This window comes from Humibacter ginsenosidimutans, assembly GCF_007859675.1.
GTDB classification, from domain to species: Bacteria; Actinomycetota; Actinomycetes; order Actinomycetales; family Microbacteriaceae; genus Humibacter; species Humibacter ginsenosidimutans.
In genome coordinates, this window is the sequence record NZ_CP042305.1 from 1,547,997 (window position 1) to 1,566,163 (window position 18,167).

The window sequence follows — 18,167 nt, forward strand, 5'->3', positions numbered from 1 at the left end:
CGCGGCAGGACGCGCACACTGGATCGATGACCGCGTTCGTCGGCACCTCCGGCTGGCAGTACGCGTCGTGGCGCGGCGACTTCTATCCGAAGGGCCTGCGACAGCGCGACGAGCTCGACTATCTGGCCGCCAGGGTGAACTCGATCGAGCTGAACGGCTCGTTCTACGCGTTGCAGCGTCCCGACTCGTATCGGCGATGGCACGACGCGACTTCCGACGAGTTCGTCTTCGCACTCAAAGGCGGACGCTATCTGACCCACATGCTGCGGCTGCGCGACACGGACCAGGCCATGGCGAACTTCTTCGCCTCCGGTGTGCTGCTGCTCGGCGACAAGCTGGGGCCGGTGCTGTGGCAGCTGCCGGAGAGCCTGGAGTTCGATGCCGACACGCTCGAGCGATTCTGCGCATCCCTGCCGGCCACGGCCCGCGAGGCCGCGCACATCGCGAGGGGACACGATTCCAAGGTGCGGCATCCGTACGTTCCGCGGGTGCGGAACGACCGACGCGTTCTGCACGCGATCGAGCCGCGGCATCCCAGTTTCGGCGATGCCGATGTGGCGAAGATCGTGCGCAGCCACGGCGTCGCGTTGGTGCTCGCCGACTCGGCCGGCACCTTTCCCGTGTTCGACGAGCAGACCGCGGACTTCGTCTACGCGCGGCTCCACGGGCCCGAGAAGCTCTACGCAGGAGGCTACGACCGACGCAGGCTGCGCACGTGGGCGCGGCGATGCCGCGACCAGGCCGATGCCGGCCGCACGCACCGTGACCTCTACGTCTACTTCGACAACGACTCGGACGGCAGGGCGCCCTATGACGCGCTGGCCATGGCGGAGCTGCTCGGCGCACCGAGCCCGAACGACTCGAGGTGAACCTGGCATCGTCGCCTGCGGCCCCTGTGCATCGTCGGCCCTGTGCATCGTCGGCTCTGTGCATCGTCGGAGCCAGCAGGCAGACTGTACGGGTGCCCGAGTTACCCGAAGTGCATGCCCTGGCGGCCGACCTCGACGGTCGACTGCGAGGCCACGTCGTCGACAGACTCGACGTCACCGCGTTCGCGGCGCTCAAGACGTTCGACCCGCCGGTGTCGGCGCTGCACGGGATGCTCGTGGCGAGCGTCGGACGGCACGGCAAGTTCCTCGATGCCACGCTCGTTGCCTCCTCTGCGAGCGCGGTGAGCGACGAGCGCGGAGGTGCGGGGCGACGCGCAGACGGCGAGCTGCACCTGATCATCCATCTGGCGCGCGCCGGATGGATCCGCCGGCGCGACGCCGCGCCCATCCCGAGCGCACGACCTCGGGGTCGCAGCACAGGTCCGCTCGCTGCCCGGCTCGTGCTCGACGACGGCTCCGGTCTGGACATCACCGAGGCGGGCACCAAGAAGAGCCTCGCGATCTGGCTGGTGCGCAACCCCGACGATGTGCCGGGCATCGCGAACCTCGGCCCCGATCCGCTCGCGCCGGAATTCACCGAGCAGGTGCTGGCGGGCATCCTCGCGGCCGCAGGGCGGTCGCAGCTCAAGGGTGTGCTGCGCAGCCAGTCGCGCATCGCAGGCATCGGCAACGCGTACTCCGACGAGATTCTGTGGGCGGCGAAGATGTCGCCGTTCAAGCCCGCCGACATGCCACCGGGTGATGTGCACACCCTCTACGAGGCGATGCAGAGGATGCTCCGCGAGGCCCTCGAACGCGCAGACGGCCTGAAGGCCTCCGAGCTCAAGGCGGAGAAGAAGTCGAACCTCAATGTGCACGGGCGCTTCGGCGAGCCGTGTCCGCGCTGCGGCGACACGATCAGGCAGGTGATCTATGCGGACTCGACCTTCCAGTACTGCCCGACCTGCCAGACCGGAGGCAAGCCGCTTGCCGACCGCGTCCTGTCGCGGCTGCTGAAGTAGGCGAAGGCGCTCCTCAGCCGGCGGAAGGAGCGGCGCCTTCGCGCACCATGCGGAGCTCGCGCACGCCGCTGTCGCGCTCTTCGGCGTGCTCGGGGACGAAACCGTGCTTGCGGTAGAAAGCCTGCGCACGGGGGTTGGGGTCTGCGACCCACAGCGAAGCAGGCTCGGCACCGAGCACGGACTCGATCAGGGCATCCCCCGCTCCCGAACCGTGCTCGTCGCGCAGCAGGTAGATCGTGAAGAGCTGAAGCGGCGGGTCGGGATACGCGGCCTCAGCGGGGCCTGCCGACGCGAAGCCGACGATCTCGCCTTCGCGCTCTGCGATGGCGACGTGCGTGTCCGCGTAGCGCGGATCCGTCACCAGTGCCGTCCACATGCGCTCACGGCGGGACACGAACCCGGGGTCGTCGAGAACCTCGTCGGACATGAGTCCGCGGTACGTCTGCTGCCACGCCAGCACGTGAACGCGGGCGATGCCCGCGACGTCATCGGGAGTCGGACGGCGAACGACGAAGGGCGAGGGCATTCACCGATCGTAATCGGCGGGGGTTTCGAGGCGCGCTCCTCAACCCTCGGAGGCGATGCGCTCCTTCGGCGAACTGCTCAACCCGCTGGACGGGGTTCGATCGGGGTGAGGCGGAAGATACGGAGCACGCGTCCGCTCGCACGCTCGTAACCGCGATAACCGGGCCACTGGCGCTGGATGTATGCCCACACCGCCTCGCGCTCGTCATCGCCGATGAGCTGCGAGCGCACCGCGACGGGTCTGCCGCGAACGAGGGCGACGGCATCCGGATGCGCCATGAGGTTCGCCGTCCAGGCAGGGTGCGCGTCTCGGGCGAAGTTGCTGCCCGTCACGAGCATGACGCCGTGCGGCTCAGGGCAGTACATCAGGGCTGTCTCGCGCTCGATTCCGGTCTTCGCGCCGATCGTGCGCAGCACGAGGGAGGGCACGAGCAGGCCGCTCAGCTGCACGCGCCCGCGACTGACGAAGGCCATGCCGCGCTCGAGCGGAGGCATCACGGCGGGCCCGACGGCGCGGAAGAAACGTGTGCGGGAGAACCACGCGACTCCCGCGCGGGTGACGTAGAGCACCGAGGGCATGGGTCGATTGTGGCCCGATGTCACGGCCGAGGCGACCACGTCGTCTCAAAGAATGACGACATGGCGACGGCCCACCCCGAGCCTGGCGGGCACGACGAGCACAACGAGCATGAGACCCGCGCCGGGCTGCTTGACTAGTGCGGTGAGCGAGCTTCAGCGTGTGACCGTGTTGGCCGGCGGCGTCGGAGGCGCGCGTTTCACGCGTGGGCTGCTCGCGCATCTGAAGGATGCCCACCCCGACGGCGCCGGCGGCTCACGGGTCGCCGTGACGGTCGTCGTCAACACCGGCGACGACATGACCCTCGACGGGTTGCGCATCTGCCCCGACCTCGACACCGTGATGTACACGCTGGGCGGGGGCATCAGCGAGGAGCAGGGCTGGGGACGCGATGACGAGAGCCGCCGTGTGTCCGCCGAGATCTCCGCCTACGGACGCGGCTGGGACTGGTTCACGCTGGGCGACCTCGACCTGGCGACGCACATCGTGCGCACCGACCTGCTGTCCGGCGGTGCGACGTTGAGCGAGGTGACGGAGTTCTTGTGCAGGCGGTGGCGGCCGGGGGCCACGCTGCTGCCGATGAGCGACTCGCCCGTGGAGACGCACGTGCGGGTGGCGGAGGCGGTGGACGAGCATCCAGCGGGCTCGCTCATCCATTTCGAGGAGTGGTGGGTGCGGTACCGTGCCGGCGTTCCCGCGACGGAGTTCGTGCAGGTCGGGCTCGAGAACGCGACGGCGGCGCCCGGCGTGATCGAGGCGATCCGCGGTGCGGACATCATCGTGCTCCCGCCGTCGAATCCGGTGGTGTCGGTCGGCACGATCCTCGCCGTGCCCGGCGTGCGCGACGCGCTGCGTCAGACCTCGGCGCGCGTGGTGGGTGTCTCGCCCATCATCGGCGGCGCGGCGGTGCGCGGCATGGCGGATGCCTGCCTCTCCACGATCGGCGTCGAGACCTCGGCGAAGGCGGTCGGAGTGCACTACGGCGCTCGAACCGCGGGCGGCGTGATCGACGGCTGGCTCGTCGACGAGACCGATGAGGATGCCGTCGCGTCGCTCGCCGATGCCGGTCTGCGCGCCCGCGCCGTCCCGTTGTGGATGCGGGACGTCGACGCCACGTCGCGCATGGCGGAGGCCACGCTGGCGCTCGCGCTCGACTGACATCGGGCAGGCCCGACATGTGACCTCTCGTCTTCGCATTCGCGGGTCTCGCCCCACCGCCCGGGGACCGCTGCCTAGGATCGGCCTCGACTCCAGGGAGGACACCATGGCGGACCACGCGGGCTACAACCAGCCGATCATCGACGAGTTCAGGGCGAACGGCGGCACCGTCGAGCACTTCGGCCGCGGCCTCGTGCTGCTGCACCACATCGGCGCCAAGAGCGGCGAGGAGCGGGTGAGCCCCGTGGCCGCGGTCAAGACCGGCGACGGTGAGTGGCTCGTCGCAGGGTCGAAGGCCGGAGCACCAGAGCACCCGGCCTGGTATCACAACCTGCTCGCCCATCCCGACGTCACCATCGAGACGCCGGACGACGGCGACGTGTCCGTGCACGTCACCGACCTGAAGGGCGCCGACCACGACGCGGCCTGGCAGCTGTTCACCGGCCGCAACCCGGGGTTCCTCGACTATCAGAGCAAGACGAGTCGCGTCATCCCCGTGCTGCGGCTGACCCGACGCTGACGACAGGCGCCCCGGCGCCGTGACGAGTTCACGGGGCTCGACGGCACGGGCGGCGAAGCCGGCCGCGGTGCCGGGGCGCCGCCGCTAGGCTGGGCGCGAATCCGCTGTATGGCCCGGGTGTGGGCCGCATTCTCGTTGTTCGGTCTCTCGACCATTTCCGCTCGATCTCCACCGCCGAGGATGCCCGTGCCCGCCACCCCAGTTCCGCTCACCGCTCCTCCGCGTTCGACGTCGGCGATGCCCGAGTCCGAACGGCCATCGGGTGCCCGGCTCGCGCGGGCACTGGCGAAGGCGCGCGCGACGGCCGAGGCGGGCATCCCGCCCATGCCGGAGGATGCCGAGGCGCTGCTCTTCGCGCGCGGAGACGACCTCGACGAACTGCTCGGACTGGCCGGGCGAGTGCGCGACGCCGGACTCGAGGCCGCGGGCAGGCCGGAGGTCATCACCTACTCGCGCAAGGTCTTCATTCCGCTGACGCACCTCTGCCAGGACCGCTGCCACTACTGCATCTTCGTGCAGACGCCCGGCAAGCTCGCCAAGGCCGGCATCGCGCCGTTCCTCTCCGAGGAGGAGGTGCTGGAGATCGCGCGCCAGGGCGCCGCGATGGGCTGCAAGGAGGCGCTCTTCACGCTCGGCGACCGGCCGGAGAACCGGTGGCCCGTCGCCGGGGAATGGCTTGCCGAGCACGGGTACGACTCGACGATCGAGTACATGCGGGCCATGGCCGTCAGGGTGCTCGAGGAGACCGGACTGCTTCCCCACCTCAACCCGGGCGTGATGACCTGGGCGGAGCTGCAGCGGCTGAAGCCCGTGGCCCCGTCGATGGGCATGATGCTCGAAACGACGTCGGTGCGTCTGTGGGCTCAGAAGGGGCAGGCCCACTACGGGTCGCCCGACAAGGATCCCGCGGTGCGTCTGCGCGTGATCGACGACGCCGGGCGCTCGCAGATCCCCTTCACCACCGGCGTGCTGCTCGGCATCGGCGAGACCGTGCGCGACCGCGTGGATGCCATGTTCGCGCTGCGCGAGGCATCCTCCCGCTGGGGACACGTGCAGGAGGTGATCGTGCAGAACTTCCGGGCGAAGTACGCGACCGCCATGATGAACCGCCCCGACCTGGCGGCCGACGAGTATGCCGCGGCCGTCGCCGTGACCCGATTGGTTCTGGGCCGGGATGCCCGCGTGCAGGCCCCGCCGAACCTCACCGACCACGACGAACTGGCTCTCTTGATCCGCGCGGGCATCGACGACTGGGGCGGCGTCAGCCCGCTCACCCCCGACCACGTGAACCCCGAGCGGCCGTGGCCCCAGATCGACGAGCTCGGCAGGCTCACCGCTCTGGCCGGCTTTCGGCTGCGCGAGCGGCTGACCGCCCACCCGCACTTCGTGCGCGCCGGCGAGCCCTGGATCGATCCGGCCGTGCTGCCGCACACGCTCGCGCTCGCGGATGCCGACGGGCTGGCCGACGAGGCCGCGCCCGTGGCGGGCCGGCCGTGGCGGCTGGAGGCCGAGCCGGCCCGCCCCGGTGGCACATCCGCGCCAGCTTTCGGCAATCGCGCCAGAAAGTCTGGCGCAACAGCCGAGACCTGGCGCGATTACGAAGGATCACCCCTCGGCGCGGTGCTCGACGCGGCCCGCCGCGACCCCGCGGGCCTCGATGACGCCGACTACGTCGCGCTGCTCGACGCCGACGGTGCCGAACTCGCGGCGCTCACGGCACTGGCCGACGACGTGCGCCGCGAACGTGTCGGCGACGAGATCACCTACGTCATCAACCGCAACCTCGACTCGTCGCTGTTCCGCGCGATCGGTGCCGTGAATCCGCACTCTCGGGAGGAGAAAGGCACACCCTCGCGGGGAGAGACCCGCACTCTCGGGAGCAGAGAGGCACCGCCTCGGGAGGAGGAGGGCACACCCTCGCTGACGGCGGAGATCGTGACGACGCTGGCGGACGAGGCGTGGGAAGACGGGGCCACGGAAGTCTGCATACAGGGGCGCATCGGGGACGGGATGCCGGCATCCGCGTACCTCGACCTGGTGCGGGCGGTGCGCGCGCACCATCCGCTGCACGTGCACGCGTATCGCCCGATCGAGCTGCGGGACGGGGCCACCCGAGCGAACATGCCGTTGGCGGAATATCTCGCACAGCTGCGCTCGGCGGGAGTAGGAAGCGTGCCCGGTACCGGGGCGCGGATTCTCGACGACCGGATTCGGGGCATCCTCTCCGGCGGCACCGAACTGCCCGTGGCGACCTGGCTGGAGACCATCGAGGCGGCGCACCTGGCCGGCCTGCGTTCGACCGCCACCATGGTTTACGGCCACCTCGAGACGCCGGCCGATCAGGTTGCGCACCTGAGGATGCTCGCCGCCCTGCAGCAGCGCACCGGCGGCTTCACCGAGTTCATCGCCATGCCGTTCGTTCCGAACGACTCCCCCGTCGAGGTGCCGGGCGCGCGTCCCGGACCGAGCCTGCGCGAGACGAGGGCTGTGCACGCCGTGGCCCGCCTCATGCTCGCCGGCACGATCGACCACCTGCAGGCCGCATGGACGAAGCTCGGCCTGCGTGGAACCCGTCTGGTGCTGACCGGCGGGGTCGACGACCTGGGCGGCGTGCTCCTCGACGGTGAGCTCGCCCCCTGGGCGGGACCGGAGCAGGGACGCGTGCTGACCGTCGCCGACATGCAACGCATCGCCGATGAGGTCGCGCGGCCTCTGGCACAGCGCACGACGACGTACGAACGGGTCGTGCCGTGAGCGACGGCACCATCGAGGTCGACACGCTCATCGTGGGTGCCGGCTTCGCGGGGCTCGGGCTCGGCATCCTGCTGAAGCGCCGTGCCGCTGCGCGGGGCCGCCACGGGTCTTTCCTCATCGTGGAGCGCGCGGACGACGTGGGTGGAACGTGGCGCGACAACGTGTACCCGGGGGTGGCGTGCGACATCCCCTCTCACCTGTACTCGTTCTCGTTCCGCACCAGCGGCGACTGGACCCACGTCTACCCCAGCGGCCTGGAGCTGCAGGCCTATCTGCGCGAGTGCGCGCACGACGAGGGTCTCGCGCCGCATCTGCGCTTCGGCGAAGCGGTCGTCGACGCACGCTGGAACGAGGCCGACCGTCGCTGGGTCGTCACGACGACCCGAGCCACGTATCGGGCCACAGCACTGGTGAGCGCCGTCGGCCGGCTGAGCGAGCCGCGGCTGCCCGCGATCGAAGGGCTGAGCGGCTTTCCGGGCCGCGTGCTGCACACCGCGGCATGGGACGATCGCCTCGAGCTGGCGGGCGAGCGCGTCGGGCTCGTCGGCACCGGGGCATCCGCCGTGCAACTGCTGCCCCACCTGCAGCGCGCATCGAAGCAGGTGACCGTGTTTCAGCGCAGTGCGCCCTACGTGGTGCCGCGCGGCGATCGTGAGTACACCGCTCGGGAACGTGCCGAGCTCGCCGATGCCGGCGCGCGCGACCGACTGCGCGAACGGCTGTTCGCGGACGCCGAGGCGGGGTTCCCGGCACGGATGCGCGAACCCGTCGCGATCACGTCGCTGCGGGAGCGCGCTGCCGCGCACCTGCGCGATCAGGTGGCGGATGCCGGGCTGCGGGCATCCCTCGCCCCCGACTACGAGATCGGGTGCAAGCGCGTGCTGCTCAGCGACGACTTCTATCCGGCGATCGCGTCGGCGAACGTGACGCTGGAGGCGTCCGCCCTGGATCACGTGGAGGGGATGACGGCGGTCGCGGCGTCGGGAGAGCGGCACGACCTGGACGTGCTGGTCTTCGCCACCGGCTTCAACGCGACGAGACCGCCGTTCGCCGATCTCGTGTCGGGCAGAGACGGCATCGGTCTCTCCGAGCATTGGGTCGCGGGCATGCGCGCCTACGCGTCGACGTTGGTGCACGGCTTTCCGAACCTGTTCGTGCTCGACGGACCGAACGCGAGCCTCGGCCACAACTCGGCCGTGCACATGATCGAGACGCAGCTGCGCTACGTGCTCGGCGCGCTCGACCACCTGGCGGCGAAGGGCCTTCCGCTCGATGTCCCGCAGGAGGTCGAGGATGCCTACGTGGCGGCCATCGACGACGCCGCCGCGGATTCCGTGTGGCTGAGCGGCTGCCGCAACTGGTACGTCGACGAGCGCAGCGGGCGGCTCACGCTGTTGTGGCCGGGCACGGCGCAGTCGTTCCGCGACCGCGTCGGCACGTTCGATCCGAGCGTGTTCGAGGTGCCGGTGGCGGGATGAGACTCAGAAGTGCCCGGCGATGATTGCTTCGTGACGCGCCGAACGCCGCCACCCGCGTCCGCCTGCGACACTGTCGTCATGACTCGTCTCGATGCGACACGGATGCCCGAGCTCATGTCGCGCGACCGCTCCGCGCTCGACGCGCTGCTGGCATCCACGATCGTGGGTCACGTCGCCTACGTCGACGAGACGGGCGCGCCCGGCCTGCTGCCCACCGCCGTCGCACGCTGGGGCGACGAGCTCGTCGTGCACGGATCCACGGGCTCGCGCTGGATGCGCCTGGTCGCCGGAGCCGCCGCAGCGGTCTCGATCACCGCAGTGGATGGCGTGATCGTGGCACGATCCGCCTTCGAGTCCTCGCTCGCATACCGCAGCGCCGTCGTGTTCGGCGCCTTCCGCCGGCTCGATGGCGACGAGAAGCTCGAGGCCCTCGACGTGTTGACCGAGCGGTTGCTCCCCGGCCGTGTCGCCGAGGTGCGACGCCCGACGAAGAAGGAGCTCGCCGCAACCCTCGTGCTCGCCATGCCGTTGGACGAATGGTCGCTGCGGGTCTCCGACGGCTGGTCGGAAGACCCTGACGACGACATCGCCTCGGATGCCTGGGCCGGCGTCGTGCGCTTCGGCGCGCGCCCCACATCCGCGGCGGTTGCACCCGACGTGCGCGGCGGCATCCCGATGCCGCCGTCGGTGACCGGGTTCCGCGCCGCGCACTGATCGCGGCCGCGGACCATCGCACCGACATCGCGCGACACACGGGTTCGTTCGGGGCACAGCGGGCATAGCGTGTGGCCATGCGCTTCGCCTATGTCGACGTGTTCGCTCCCCGCCCGCTCGCCGGCAACCCGGTGGTCGTCGTGACCGGTGCGGAACGGCAGCCGGATGCCGTGCTCCAGGCGCTCGCCCGCGAGTTCAACCACTCCGAGACGGCGTTCGTGTTGGGCGGCAGCGGGGCGGACTGGCGGCTGCGTTCGTTCACGCCGAGCGGGGCCGAGGTGTTCGGCGCCGGTCACAACGCCTTGGGTGCCGTCGTCTGGCTGGCGGCGTCCGGACGCCTCGACTCGACACGCTCGTCGTTCGCGCAGGCGATCGGCGACGAGACCTACACCGTGACCGTGTCGCAGGTCGACAGGAACGGTGCCCACGTGGCGATCCGCCAGTCCCCGCCCGAACGGCGCGCCACCTTCGACGACGGATCGGCACTGGCACGTGCGCTCGGCGTCATGGACGACGCGGTGCGGGTCGACAGGATGCCGGAGGTGATCTCGACCGGGGCCGGCCACCTGCTCGTTCCGCTGCGCCGACGCTCCGACGTCGACTCGGCGCGCCCCGATCCCGAGTCGTTGTCGCGGCTGCTGGCCTCGATCGGCGCAGAGGGCTGCGCGGTGTTCAGTCTCGACCCCGTCGAGCCCGAGGCGCACGCCGACGTGCGGTTCTTCAATCCGACGATGGGTATCGCCGAAGACCCGGCGACCGGAACTGCGGCGGGGCCGCTCGCGGTCAAGCTGCTGCGCGACGGCCTGATCGCCCCCACGGCAACCGTGGTGATCGCCCAGGGCCACGCCGTCGGCCGGCCCAGTCTCATCTCCGTCGACGTGCGCGACGACGAGGTGACGCTGCACGGCGACGGGATCGTCGTCGCCGAGGGCGAGCTGCACATCTAGCGTGCACGCGACCCGGACCGCGGCCCTGCGAATGGCGCACTCGCGCTAGCGTCGAAGCATCCCGACCGATCAGCGAGGAGAACCATGCCCTTCAACGTCGACCAGCCGGTGAGCATCGGCGTGCAGCTCGCACCCCAGCACGCCGAGTACTCGACCATTCGCGACACCGTGCTGCGCCTCGAAGACCTCGGTGTCGACATCGTCTTCAACTGGGACCACTTCTACCCGCTCTCCGGCGACCGCGACGGTCTGCACTTCGAGGGCTGGACGATGCTCGGCGCCTGGGCGGAGCAGACCGAGCGCATCCAGTTCGGTCCGCTCGTCACCTGCAACAGCTATCGCAACCCGGATCTGCTCGCCGACATGGCCCGCACGGTCGACCACGTCAGCGCGAAGGGTGGCGAGGGCCGCCTGGTGTTCGGCATCGGGTCGGGCTGGGCCCGCCGCGACTACCGGGAGTACGGCTACGAGTTCGGCTCGGTCGGATCACGTCTCGACGACCTGGCGGAGGCGATGCCGCGCATCCGCCGCCGATGGGAGCTGCTCAACCCGGCGCCCACTCGGCACATCCCGGTGCTGATCGGCGGCGGCGGTGAGCGCAAGACACTGCGCATCGTCGCCGAGCACGCCGATGTCTGGCACAGCTTCTCGGACGCCGACGAGTTGCAGCACAAGCTCGACGTGCTCGAAGGATGGTGCGAGCGCGTGGGACGCGACACCTCCCAGATCACGATCTCGGTCGAGCCCGAACGCACGCAGACCTCCGCCGAATACGAGGAGTTCCGTGCGCTCGGCGCACGCCTGTTCACCACGCAGATCAGCGCCCCCGACTACGACTGGGATCGCGTGCGGCGCCTGCTGGCGTGGCGCGACGCCGTCAACGGCTAGCCGCCGCGCGCTCGAGCCCTTCGCCGCGGCATCAGCTGCCGGCCTTCGCCCCACGTTCAGGTCGCGATTTCGGCCCTTATGCGGCCGCCAGAAGGGCCGAAATCGCGACCTGAAGGCAAGGGCGGAGTCAACGCGCTCAGCCCGTCACGGCCCTGCGCGGTGATCCGGATGCTGCGCGGAGCGTTGCCGCGCGTGATCCAGCCCAGGTCGAAGAGGCGGGCGGTGATCGCGGTGCCGAGGGGCCCGGCGAGGTGGTGGGCCTGTTCGGTCCAGTCCACGCAATACCGCAGCGGGCGCGTGGTCGAGAGCGTGTGGGGTGGGATCGCCCACGCGGAGAGCGCGGCAGCACCCTCTGGCGTCAGCGTGTAGTCGATTTCACTCCCGGGGGCGGAGAGTCGGTCCCGGCTTGTGCCCGGGTGGTGGAGGCCATCGCCCCCTGTGACCCATCCCGCATCGAGAAACTGCCGGAAGAGGGCGACACCGGCCTGCCCCGCGAGATGGTGATAGCAGGTGCGTGCCGCGCGCAGGGCCGCGACGCGGGTGTGCTCGCGCAGCGACGTGATCGGGGTGCGCGGCGCAAGCCTCGCGAGCGCCTCCAACACACCCTCGACCTCCGCATCGGCCAGGCGATAGTAGCGATGACGGCCCTGCTGCTCGACGGCGACGAGGCCGCGCTCGAGCAGAACCGACAGATGGTTGCTGACCGTGGATGCCGCAACGCCGGCCTCTTCGGCGAGTCGCCCGGCGGGCAGCGCTCGTTCGTCGGCCAGGGCCATGAGCACGCGAACCCGTCGCGGATCGGCGAAGGCGGATGCCAGGCCTGCGATGTCCGGCTCGCCCTGAGATTCCTGACGCACAGAGAACATGCCTCGATGGTACGTGCGAAATGCTTCGACGAACGATGAAGTGTTTGCGCCCCACGATGTGGGCATGACACCCGCTTCCGCCAGGTGGCCGTTGAGGCTCGCGCTCTGCGTCGGCTACTTCCTCGTGCTCCTCGACGTGACGATAGTGAACGTCGCGCTTCCGCAGATCGGTTCCGACCTGAACGCCGGCGCATCCGGACTGGCGTGGGTAGTGGATGCCTACTCGGTGCCCCTTGCCGCACTGCTGCTGGCGGCCGGCGGGATCGGAGATCGGCTCGGGCATCGGCGGGTGGTGCTGCTCGGCCTGGTCGGGTTCGGCACTTCCTCGGTGCTGTGTGCGCTGGCCCCGGCCGTCGGCATGCTGATCGCCGCACGGGCCGTTCAGGGCGTGGGAGCTGCGCTGATGCTCCCCGGCACACTCGCCCTGCTCGTGGAGAACGCCGCGGACGAGAACGCGAGGAGCAGACTCGTGGGCGTCTGGGCCGCGATCGGCGGCGCCGCCCTGCCCGCCGGTCCGCTGATCGGTGGCCTGCTGGTGCAGACGGCGGGCTGGCGGGCGGTCTTCTGGCTCAGCGTGCCGGTGATCGCACTGGCTCTTGTCCCCGTGCTCCGGCTCCCCGGCTCGGGTGCCGGGCGGAGACGGGACGACCCCGTCGACTGGGGTGGCGCAGGTCTCCTGGTGGCGGGGCTCGCCTGCCTGGTGACCGCGATCATCCAGGGGCCCGACCTGCCGTGGCTGGGGGTGCCGCTCGGTGTGATCGCCGTGGGTCTCGCCGCGTGGTTCGTGTCCGTGGAACGGAGGACGGCGCATCCGCTTCTGAGCATCCCCCACCGCACACGAGGCGCCCTGGCCGCCGCGTGTGCGGTGGCGGGACTGATGAACCTCTGCGTGCTCGGAGCGCTGTTTCTGCTCACCCAGCTCTTCCAAGACGTGCACAGCTTCGACCCGTTGACGGCGGGCCTGTCCACACTGCCCGCGATGCTGCCCCTGCCCCTTCTCGGCGCGCCAAGCGGCAGGCTCACGGCCCGCATCGGCGTGTGGCACACCAGCGCGCTCGGCCTTCTCGTTTCCGCGATCGGGTTCGCGGGCATCGCCTGCACCGCCGGCGGCAGCAACATGGCGCTGCTGTTCTGTCTGGCGGTCTGGGGCGCGGGCCTCGGCATCCTGACCCCTGCGATCGTCACGGCCGCGCTGCGAGCCGCGCCCGGTTCGCCCGGCGCGGCATCCGGTGTGAGCAATACCAGCAGGCAGACCGGCGGCGCACTCGGTGTGGCGATCTTCGCTGCGATCGCCGGGCCCGCCGACGGCCTCGGCTTCGTGTCGCATTCCCTCGCGCTCTTCCTCGCGGGCTCCGCGGCCTTCGCCGTCGCCGGCATGCTCTGCTTCGCGGCCGCCCGCCGCCGATCGTGGCGGTGACCCCCGTGGGCCGCCCTCACCAGACCGGCCAGCCCCTCACCACCGGTCATCCCCGCCTTCAGATCGCGATTTCGGCCCTTATGCGGCCGCCAGAAGGGCCGAAATCGCGACCTGAGTCAGGGGAATGGAACGGGATCGCGACCCGAACACGGCAGATCCCCAGGCCGATGGCTCGGCCGGCGTCGCGACGGGTCAGCGTGCAAACGACGGGCGGGCGGCGAGCAGGTCCTCCGTCGCCGAGCCGAAGCTGCCGCGGAAAGCCTCGAGGGTTCGGGGATCGTCGACGTCCTGACGCAGGCTCGATCCCGTTGCGACGACGAGCTCGACGAACCCGGCGTCGCGGTGCAGCGCCGCCGAGCCACGGCCGAACCTCGACGAGATCGTGGCACCCGGCGCGGCCGTGATCGCCGTCGTCCCCGTGCCGTCGGCATCGGGGACGAAGGAGTACGGATGCCCGTGCCGCGCCGCATCCACCGCCGACCGCAGCGCCGCGTCGAGGTCTTCGCCGCGGAGCGCAGGCAAGTCGCCGACCAGCACCGCCACGAACGACCCCGGGTGCAACCGATGCGCCGCGAGCACACCGGCGGCGACCGCCGCGTTCAGCCCGGCACTCGGGTCGGGGACGATCGCATCGGCGCGTGAATGCACAGTCTCGGCGAGGGACGGCTCGCTCGAGACGACGATGACGGCGTCGACCGCCACGGCCGTCCGAATCGCATCGAGCGTGTCCAGCAGGAACGCCGACGACAGCCGGCGTCGATCCAGCCCCGCCTCCCCCGCGAACCGCGACTTCGCGCCGTCGCCGCCCTTGAACGGCACGACGACCGTCCACCGGGGCCGGGCGCCGGTCGCGAGCGCGAGGCCGGCGGCCAGTCCGCTGCGGTACCCCTCGGCGAGCGCCTCGTCGGTTCCGAGCCGGAACATGTCGCCCTGGCCGGTGCGGGTCAGGGAGCGCCCGGCGGTGAACGGCGCCGAGCGCTGCGGCTCCAGCAGCCGGGCGGTTCCACGCACGACGGCCACGGGGCATCCGCTCGCCTTGCCCTTCACGAGGTCGCCGAGCGCGGCGAGTTCGTCGCCGACGGCGGGCTGCGTGACCGCGAGGGCCCTTCCGGCCGCGTCGGTCTGGCCGCGCAGATCGTCGACGACGCGCACCCCTGCCGCACCGATGGCGAGGTCGGTCTGGCCGATGCGCCACGTACGACCCAGCGTGTCGCTGATGATCACGCCGAGCTCGATGCCGAAGCGCGCGTTCCACGCGGCCAGCAGCGCGCGAGCCGACGCGTCGGGATCCCGCGGCAGCAGCAGCACCGAGCCATCGGCGACATTGCTGGCGTCCACGCCGGCGGCCGCACCGACGACGCCCTGCCGGTTCTCCACGATGCGGGTCACCCCGCCGTCGTAGGCGCGCGTCGCGACCACGCGCACGGTCTCATCCGTGATGGCCTGCTCGCGGTCGTCGGCGGCGACCACCCTGCCCTCGGCCTTGGAGACGATCTTGCTGGTGACGATCAGGATGTCGCCGGAACGCAACGCCCGCTCGGGGTGCGCGGCGGCATCCGCCTCGAGCGCGCCGGCGACGATCGCGGCGAGGTCATCGCCCGGCGCGATCTCCGGGATGCCGGGCACAGGCCACGCGGTGATCGCGCCGGTCGTGGGCGCTTCGGCACTCGGCGGCGCTTCGGGACTCGTCGATGCGTCGGCGCTTCCTGAGCGAGCGAAGCGAGTCGAAGGACTCTCGGCGTGCTCAGAGTGCTCGGGCTCCCTCATCGATGGGGCCCCGCTCATCGATGGAGCGCAGGCAGCACGTCGCGCCCGAAGACCTCGATCCACTCCCGCTGGTTGCGGCCGACGTTGTGCAGGTACACCCGGTCGAAGCCGAGGTCGACGTACTTCTGGATCGCGGCGCGATGCACGTCCGGGTCGCTGGAGATGACCATGCGGCCCTCGAAGTCCTCCGGCCGCACGATCTTGGCGATCTGCTCGAACTCGAAGGGCGAGCGGATGTCCGCCTTCGGAAACTTCATGCCCCCGTTCGGCCACTCGCGCACGGCGTTGGTCAGGGCCTCCTCGTCGGTCGGCGCCCAACTCAGATGCAGCTGCAGCACGCGAGGGGCGTCATCGGGGTTCTTGCCGGCATCCCGCTGCCCCTCGTCGAACTTCGCGAACAGGCCGCTGATCTTCTCCAGCGGCGCGCCGACGGTGATGAGGCCGTCGACGCTCTGACCGGCGCGCTTGGCCGTCACCGGGCCCGCCGTGGCGATGAGGATCTCGGGTGCCTGCTCCGGCATGGTCCACAGCCGGGTGGACTCGAGCTTGAAGAACTGCCCCGAGTGCTTCGTGTCACGGCCGGCCAGCGACGCGGAGAAAAGCTTCTTGATGATGTCGATGGCCTCGAACATGCGGTTGATGCGCTCGGGCGCCTCAGGCCAGTACCCGCCGACGATGTGCTCGTTGAGCGCCTCTCCCGACCCGAGTCCGAGCCAGTGGCGGCCCGGGTACATGGCGGCGAGGGTCGCGGATGCCTGCGCGACGATCGCGGGATGGAACCGGAAGCTGGGGGTGGTCACCCCCGGCCCGAGGTCGCCGTTCGTGCGCTCGCCGATGGCCGTCAGCACGTTCCAGACGAAGGATGCCTGGCCCTGTGTCGGCACCCACGGCTGGAAGTGATCGGCGGCCATCACCCCCGAGAATCCGTGCTGTTCTGCATGCGCGCTCAGCTCGACGACCTCCATGGGGGCGAACTGCTCGAGCATCGCGGCGTATCCGACCTGGAGTTCACGCGTAGCCATGCCACCATTCTGCCGATCCCGCCCCGTCCGCACGTGGCCCTGATCGCCGCTCGGCTCGTGACGACCCGACTCGACATTTCTGGATTGCCAGGTGCCTGCCGGTTTCGGAATGCCGTACCGGGTAGTCTGATGGGAGCGATCGGCGTTTTGCCTTTGGCGCACACTCAGCCGCAGGCTGCCAACGAACGGCACATTCTCATCGCCTCTTCTTCCGCAGCGACGACGCTTTCGGAGGGCCGGCTGGGTCGCCTCAGAACCACAGGCCGTACGAGTCCCGTCGGTCCCGATGTCGCCGCGTCGTACACGCAAGCCTCTCGCGCAGTGAAAGCGAACGGCCTTCTCGTTCGTGCCAAGGGCTTCTACCTACTCGTCGCGACAGCCCTTGTGCTCGCAACGGCCGCCGACGTCGCCGGCATGGTCCTGCTCGGTCACAGCTGGTTCCAGCTCATCCTCGCCGGCGTTCTTGGACTGATCCTGACGCAGTTCGCCTTCCTCGCCCACGAAGCCGCTCACCGTCAGATCCTGACGTCGGGCCCGGCGAACGATCGGCTGGGCAGGTTCCTCGCCACCTTCGTGATCGGCATGAGCTATGCGTGGTGGATGAACAAGCACTCCCGGCATCACGCCAATCCGAACCAGGTGGGCAAGGACCCCGACATCGCCGTCGACACCATCTCGTTCCTCGAAGAAGACGCCGCGAAACGCACCGGCGTCATGGCCTGGATCACCCGGCGCCAGGGCTACCTGTTCTTTCCCCTGCTCTCGCTCGAGGGCGTCAACCTGCACGTGACCTCGACACGCATCCTGTTCGGCAGAGACGCCGTCAAGCGCCGCAAGACCGAGATCGCGCTCATCGCCACCCGGTTCGCGCTCTATCTCGGTGTGTTGTTCGTCTTCTTGCCCCCGGGAATGGCTGCGGCGTTCATCGGCGTGCAGTTCGCGGTGTTCGGCATCTACATGGGCGCGTCGTTCGCCCCCAACCACAAGGGCATGCCGATCATCCCCAGAGACCTCAAGCTCGACTTCTTCTCGAAGCAGGTGCTCACCTCCCGCAACATCACAGGCGGCTGGTGGGCGACCACGCTCTTCGGCGGCCTCAACTACCAGGTCGAGCACCACCTCTTCCCGAGCATGGCCCGGCCGCACCTCTCCAAGGCGAGGCTGCTCGTGCGCGAGCACTGCCTGGCCAATGGCATCGACTACACCGAGACGACCATGATGGAGTCGTACTCCATCGTCATCGCCTACCTGAACAGGGTCGGCCTCCATGCACGGGATCCGTTCGCGTGCCCTATGGTCGCGCAATATCGGGGCGCATGACAGGCTCGTACATCGGACACACAAGACGTCGGCAGCGATCTCGCTGCCGTACGGGGGACTGCAGTTCGCGGTCTTCGAACACGAATAAAAGGAAAACGACGCATGGCCACCGGCACCGTCAAATGGTTCAACTCTGACAAGGGCTACGGCTTCATCGCCCCGGACGACGGCTCTGCCGACGTCTTCGCCCATCACTCCGCCATCGTGGGAAGCGGCTACCGCAACCTCGAAGAGAACCAGAAGGTGGAGTACGACGTGGAGCAGGGCGCTAAGGGCCCGCAGGCCACCAACATCCGCAGCGCTCAGTAGCGCGCTCACACGGA

At 70.0% G+C, this 18,167-nt stretch carries 17 protein-coding genes; 12 read left to right on the plus strand and 5 right to left on the minus strand.

Features of this window, described 5'->3' with window-relative positions; all coding sequences use genetic code 11:
* Positions 1-26 precede the first annotated feature (26 nt).
* Together FPZ11_RS07315 and FPZ11_RS07320 are read left to right on the plus strand one after the other, a co-directional pair.
* Positions 27-869 (plus strand): DUF72 domain-containing protein, encoded by an 843-nt coding sequence (locus tag FPZ11_RS07315; RefSeq protein WP_146319644.1) that lies wholly within the window; start codon positions 27-29, stop codon positions 867-869.
* Positions 870-961: 92 nt separating this feature from the next.
* The gene (locus FPZ11_RS07320) at positions 962-1,891 is read left to right on the plus strand and encodes a DNA-formamidopyrimidine glycosylase family protein (protein ID WP_146319646.1); all 930 of its coding nucleotides are present in this window, start codon (positions 962-964) and stop codon (positions 1,889-1,891) included.
* 13 nt (positions 1,892-1,904) lie between these two features.
* Here FPZ11_RS07320 and FPZ11_RS07325 read toward each other — a convergent pair whose 3' ends face one another.
* The gene (locus tag FPZ11_RS07325; RefSeq protein ID WP_146319647.1) at positions 1,905-2,417 is read right to left on the minus strand and encodes a GNAT family N-acetyltransferase; all 513 of its coding nucleotides are present in this window, start codon (positions 2,415-2,417) and stop codon (positions 1,905-1,907) included.
* A gap of 77 nt (positions 2,418-2,494) precedes the next feature.
* A complete protein-coding gene (locus FPZ11_RS07330; RefSeq protein WP_146319649.1) occupies positions 2,495-2,995 on the minus strand; it encodes a nitroreductase family deazaflavin-dependent oxidoreductase in 501 nt (166 codons plus the stop codon).
* Positions 2,996-3,137: 142 nt separating this feature from the next.
* Between FPZ11_RS07330 and cofD the strand changes: the two genes are divergently transcribed.
* The 7 genes from cofD to FPZ11_RS07365 all read left to right on the plus strand — a co-directional run bounded on the left by cofD (position 3,138) and on the right by FPZ11_RS07365 (position 11,452).
* Positions 3,138-4,151: a 2-phospho-L-lactate transferase gene (cofD, locus tag FPZ11_RS07335; protein WP_246846583.1), complete on the plus strand. Its 1,014-nt coding sequence runs from the start codon at positions 3,138-3,140 to the stop codon at positions 4,149-4,151.
* 106 nt (positions 4,152-4,257) lie between these two features.
* Positions 4,258-4,671, plus strand: a complete 414-nt coding sequence (locus FPZ11_RS07340) for a nitroreductase/quinone reductase family protein (RefSeq protein WP_146319653.1) — start codon at positions 4,258-4,260, stop codon at positions 4,669-4,671.
* 186 nt (positions 4,672-4,857) lie between these two features.
* Positions 4,858-7,425 carry a bifunctional FO biosynthesis protein CofGH gene (locus FPZ11_RS07345; protein WP_246846584.1) on the plus strand — a complete coding sequence of 856 codons (2,568 nt, stop codon included), beginning with the start codon at positions 4,858-4,860 and terminating at the stop codon, positions 7,423-7,425.
* Positions 7,422-8,903: a flavin-containing monooxygenase gene (locus FPZ11_RS07350; RefSeq protein ID WP_146319655.1), complete on the plus strand. Its 1,482-nt coding sequence runs from the start codon at positions 7,422-7,424 to the stop codon at positions 8,901-8,903. The genes FPZ11_RS07345 and FPZ11_RS07350 overlap by 4 nt, the downstream gene beginning before the upstream one ends.
* Before the next feature lie 78 nt (positions 8,904-8,981).
* Positions 8,982-9,617 (plus strand): pyridoxamine 5'-phosphate oxidase family protein, encoded by a 636-nt coding sequence (locus tag FPZ11_RS07355; protein ID WP_246846585.1) that lies wholly within the window; start codon positions 8,982-8,984, stop codon positions 9,615-9,617.
* A 77-nt stretch (positions 9,618-9,694) separates the two neighbouring features.
* Entirely contained in the window at positions 9,695-10,564 is an 870-nt protein-coding gene (locus FPZ11_RS07360; protein ID WP_246846586.1) for a PhzF family phenazine biosynthesis protein, read from the plus strand.
* A gap of 84 nt (positions 10,565-10,648) precedes the next feature.
* Positions 10,649-11,452, plus strand: a complete 804-nt coding sequence (locus FPZ11_RS07365) for an LLM class F420-dependent oxidoreductase (RefSeq protein ID WP_146319659.1) — start codon at positions 10,649-10,651, stop codon at positions 11,450-11,452.
* A gap of 56 nt (positions 11,453-11,508) precedes the next feature.
* Here FPZ11_RS07365 and FPZ11_RS07370 read toward each other — a convergent pair whose 3' ends face one another.
* Entirely contained in the window at positions 11,509-12,318 is an 810-nt protein-coding gene (locus FPZ11_RS07370; protein ID WP_146319661.1) for an ArsR/SmtB family transcription factor, read from the minus strand.
* Between the two features lie 64 nt (positions 12,319-12,382).
* Between FPZ11_RS07370 and FPZ11_RS07375 the strand changes: the two genes are divergently transcribed.
* Positions 12,383-13,735: an MFS transporter gene (locus FPZ11_RS07375; RefSeq protein WP_146319663.1), complete on the plus strand. Its 1,353-nt coding sequence runs from the start codon at positions 12,383-12,385 to the stop codon at positions 13,733-13,735.
* A 192-nt stretch (positions 13,736-13,927) separates the two neighbouring features.
* Here the strand turns inward: FPZ11_RS07375 and cofE are convergent, their stop codons facing one another.
* Positions 13,928-15,361 (minus strand): coenzyme F420-0:L-glutamate ligase, encoded by a 1,434-nt coding sequence (gene cofE, locus FPZ11_RS20270; RefSeq protein ID WP_367889435.1) that lies wholly within the window; start codon positions 15,359-15,361, stop codon positions 13,928-13,930.
* Between the two features lie 155 nt (positions 15,362-15,516).
* Positions 15,517-16,524 (minus strand): TIGR03557 family F420-dependent LLM class oxidoreductase, encoded by a 1,008-nt coding sequence (locus FPZ11_RS07385; protein ID WP_146319667.1) that lies wholly within the window; start codon positions 16,522-16,524, stop codon positions 15,517-15,519.
* Between the two features lie 321 nt (positions 16,525-16,845).
* On the opposite strand from FPZ11_RS07385, the gene FPZ11_RS07390 reads away from it, so the two are divergent.
* Together FPZ11_RS07390 and FPZ11_RS07395 are read left to right on the plus strand one after the other, a co-directional pair.
* Complete coding sequence (locus tag FPZ11_RS07390; protein ID WP_437438625.1) at positions 16,846-17,844, plus strand: fatty acid desaturase family protein; 999 nt, start codon at positions 16,846-16,848, stop codon at positions 17,842-17,844.
* Between the two features lie 102 nt (positions 17,845-17,946).
* Positions 17,947-18,153 carry a cold-shock protein gene (locus FPZ11_RS07395; protein WP_022900379.1) on the plus strand — a complete coding sequence of 69 codons (207 nt, stop codon included), beginning with the start codon at positions 17,947-17,949 and terminating at the stop codon, positions 18,151-18,153.
* Positions 18,154-18,167 lie beyond the last annotated feature (14 nt).

Bases quoted from the DNA above. Each gene is read 5' to 3' on its own strand.
- FPZ11_RS07315 (WP_146319644.1), top strand. From the start codon at position 27: ATGACCGCGTTCGTCGGCACCTCCGGCTGGCAGTACGCGTCGTGGCGC.
- FPZ11_RS07325 (WP_146319647.1), bottom strand. From the start codon at position 2,417: ATGCCCTCGCCCTTCGTCGTTCGCCGTCCGACTCCCGATGACGTCGCG.
- FPZ11_RS07330 (WP_146319649.1), bottom strand. From the start codon at position 2,995: ATGCCCTCGGTGCTCTACGTCACCCGCGCGGGAGTCGCGTGGTTCTCC.
- FPZ11_RS07340 (WP_146319653.1), top strand. From the start codon at position 4,258: ATGGCGGACCACGCGGGCTACAACCAGCCGATCATCGACGAGTTCAGG.
- FPZ11_RS07355 (WP_246846585.1), top strand. From the start codon at position 8,982: ATGACTCGTCTCGATGCGACACGGATGCCCGAGCTCATGTCGCGCGAC.
- FPZ11_RS07360 (WP_246846586.1), top strand. From the start codon at position 9,695: ATGCGCTTCGCCTATGTCGACGTGTTCGCTCCCCGCCCGCTCGCCGGC.
- FPZ11_RS07365 (WP_146319659.1), top strand. From the start codon at position 10,649: ATGCCCTTCAACGTCGACCAGCCGGTGAGCATCGGCGTGCAGCTCGCA.
- FPZ11_RS07370 (WP_146319661.1), bottom strand. From the start codon at position 12,318: ATGTTCTCTGTGCGTCAGGAATCTCAGGGCGAGCCGGACATCGCAGGC.
- FPZ11_RS07375 (WP_146319663.1), top strand. From the start codon at position 12,383: ATGACACCCGCTTCCGCCAGGTGGCCGTTGAGGCTCGCGCTCTGCGTC.
- FPZ11_RS07385 (WP_146319667.1), bottom strand. From the start codon at position 16,524: ATGGCTACGCGTGAACTCCAGGTCGGATACGCCGCGATGCTCGAGCAG.
- FPZ11_RS07395 (WP_022900379.1), top strand. From the start codon at position 17,947: ATGGCCACCGGCACCGTCAAATGGTTCAACTCTGACAAGGGCTACGGC.